At 69.8% G+C, this 2,883-nt stretch carries 2 protein-coding genes and 1 pseudogene; all 3 read right to left on the minus strand.

Translation table 11 applies throughout. From position 1 onward, the window contains the following. Positions 1 to 1,202: 1,202 nt before the first annotated feature. Positions 1,203 to 1,341: pseudogene (locus LE548_RS07045) on the minus strand (LytR family transcriptional regulator); the annotation flags it as partial. Positions 1,342 to 1,548: 207 nt separating this feature from the next. Then, on the minus strand, positions 1,549 to 2,283 hold the full coding sequence (locus LE548_RS07050; protein ID WP_225095790.1) for a plastocyanin/azurin family copper-binding protein: 735 nt from the start codon (positions 2,281 to 2,283) through the stop codon (positions 1,549 to 1,551). Continuing rightward, positions 2,271 to 2,825 carry a hypothetical protein gene (locus LE548_RS07055; RefSeq protein ID WP_225095791.1) on the minus strand — a complete coding sequence of 185 codons (555 nt, stop codon included), beginning with the start codon at positions 2,823 to 2,825 and terminating at the stop codon, positions 2,271 to 2,273. The genes LE548_RS07050 and LE548_RS07055 overlap by 13 nt, the downstream gene beginning before the upstream one ends. Positions 2,826 to 2,883 lie beyond the last annotated feature (58 nt).

Here is a 2,883-nt window from a genome sequence, read left to right on the forward strand (position 1 = left end):
CATCGTTGCAGGTCAGCGGTACTCTCCGCTTATTTGATCAAGACCCGGACAACCCCACTCGCGAAAGCGCGAGGCTAGGGAGGTCGGCCCTCGGCGTCATCGAAGCTGCCGGGGCGCTGACTGCCCACTATTCCCAGTGTGCACCTTGCGGGCTGCCCTCGCGATCGCAGTACGCGCCCCAACTCGCCTTGCTCGGCACGGTGTCATCTTGTGCCCATAGACTCGTACTCGGCGTGGAGCACGCCGAGTTGAGGAGTGCGCGGTGACACAGCCGCCCAGCGCCGAGCCCACCCTGTGGGAGCTGCATCGCCCACCGCAACGCCGTCCCTGTGGACGGCACACGAGGTTGCGTCCATGGAGATGGTGTAGCGGTTCGACCTGATCCGGGGGTTTGCTCCGGCGTCGGGATGATGCCCGCATAGGTGAGCGGCCACCGGTTGATCTTCGAGGTGTCGAAGCCCGAAGGAGCTCAGCACGATGACCGCACCCGACAGTCTGCCCCTGCACGCTCTCGCGGAAGACAACCCCGCGGGCGGCACATCGGAGTGGGGTGGTGTCTGCGAGCGGTGAGCCGTGCCCGTGGTTGCCGCTCGCGGCCCGCAGGTTGCCTCGGCTGGTGCGCTGCGTACACATGAACGGCTGGAGTCACCATGAACTCCACTTTCAACCGCGACCTCCTATGAGGGGAACTGAGGAGCGACCACGTCGCCTCGTTCCACCACGACGAGGGCTGGGGCTGGGGCGACTGAGTGTCAGCAGAACTGATCGCAACCCCTGACAACAGGGTGGATCCGGGTGCTCGGTCCCATCGGGCACCCGGCGCCATATGACGAAACCCCGATACAGCTGAGGGGACATGGGCTCGTCGGCGGGGTGATGTACGTGCGCGTGTATGCGGTGTCGGCTCGGGCGTGCCAGGTGGTCATGTGATCGTCGCTCCCGGGCCTGGGTACTTCGCCTCATCCCATGACGGCGGCAGGTCGGGGCCGATGGTCAGGGTGACGGTGGTTGAAGACTCCCTGAGGGGAGAGTGTGTGTGCCGACCCGGGCAGGTGGCCGGCAAGGGCCTTACCCCGGGCGAGGAGAGCGTGGTCTTTTTGAGCGGTTGGGCGCGTTGCCGGTGGCGGTGATCTGATGGCCGAGGGCGTGCAGTTGGTCGGCGACCTTGAGTGCCTCGCCACCAGTGCTGATGCCGCTGAGGGCGAGTTCAGGAAGCCGTACAGAACGGTGGGGTCGTGCAGCTTGCACTGGGCACCGGTCGGCGAGGCACTGCATGAACTCCTGCTGGCGGCCGATGCGGCCGATGTCGGAGCCGTCGCCGATGCTGTAGCGGGACGCCACCGAGGGCGTTGACCATGCCGCTGAAGCCGCTGAAGCCGCTGAAGCCGCTGAAGCCGCTGAAGCCGCGGAGTCGACGATCGATGCGGATCAACCCCGACGGACTCGACCATCACCCGCCCGGCGTTACCCGAGTATCGCTGTGGAGGGTCGGTCGTCATGATGCTGCCTGCGCTGAGCGCGCGCAGAGACCGAGCGGCCGCTGGTACGTCAGCTCGGCGAGGCGGTGTCGTGGGGCGCGCCTGTGGCGGCCGAGCGGGACCCGACCAGGAGCAGGCAGAGCACGGCGACCCCCGCGACGACCCCGGCGAGGAGGAGCAGCGGATCGAGCGGGCGGGCCGCGGAGGTGGTGCTGTCGGCCGGTGCGGCCGCCTGCTGGGTCGGCGCTGCCGCGGCGGCTGCCGCTGTGGCGGAGGCAGACGGGTTGCCCGACGCGGGCGCGGCGGCCGACGCGCTGTGGCCGGCGTGCGCGGTGGGGACAATCGCGGGAGCGGACCGGGCGGGCTGTGCGGCCGAGGGGGCGGAACCGGAGTGCTGCTGGGTGGTCGGGTGCGTGGTGGGAGTAGGTGCGGCGGCGGCCCTGACGACGAGCTGGGCTGTCATGCCGGGGTGCACGGTGCAGACATAGCCATAGGTGCCGGGCGTGGTGAAGGTGTGGCTCCAGGAGCCGCCCTTGTTCAGCAGCGGGGAGTGGATCGGCTCCGGACCGGAAGTGGTCTTCACGTCGTGGGGTGCCTGGTCCTCGTTGACCCAGGTGACGGTGTCGCCGGCTGTGATGGTCAGGCTGCGCGGGCTGAAGGCGTAGCCGGACATCACGACGCGGTACGACGTGGCAGCGTGCGCGGGGCGGGGGGCGAGGAAGGTGACGACGCTCGCCAGGAGCAGGGCTGCCAGCAGCAGCCGTACGGTGTGGACGGGCCGGAGCCGGGCGGTCAAGGGGCGCATGTGAACTCCGCGGCGACGAGCAGGCCGAGGTGGCGTGCGGGGCGTGTCCGGGACAGGGCGAATCCGGTCGTGCGGTGCAGCGGGCCGTAGGGGACGCGTGCGGTGCCGACGACGAGGAGATCGGCGTCGGTGCGTTCGACGACGCGCAGCAGCAGCGTGGCGGGGACGTGTTCCAGCGTGGTGTCGCCCGTGCCGAGGCTCCCGGGCACGCGCAGCCGCGTCCCGCCCGCCACCGGTTCGATGGCGGTGCTGGTGAAGGTGAGCAGTTCGCCGCCGAGTGCGTCGCCGCCCAGCGCGAGACTCAGGACGCAGTCCTCGGGGTCGGGGGCGACGGTCAGTGCCACTTCCACGACGTCGGCGCGTCGACGCAGGGTGACCAATGGACCGGTGCGGTAGGTGAGTTCGGTGATGATGCGGTCGGCGGCGGCTGCGTACGCGCCGGGGCGGGGCAGCCAGTCACGGTCTGGCTGCGGAGGCAGTGTCGCGGTGGACGACGACGTATGCACCCGGAGCGGTTGCGTGGGTGGGAGTTCGGTGGTCATGGCGGTACCTCGGGCTCGTGGCGGTCGCCTGCCGGATCGGGGACAATGGCGGTGGTGG

This window comes from Streptomyces sp. CoH27, assembly GCF_020181035.1.
Taxonomy (GTDB): Bacteria; Actinomycetota; Actinomycetes; order Streptomycetales; family Streptomycetaceae; genus Streptomyces; species Streptomyces camelliae.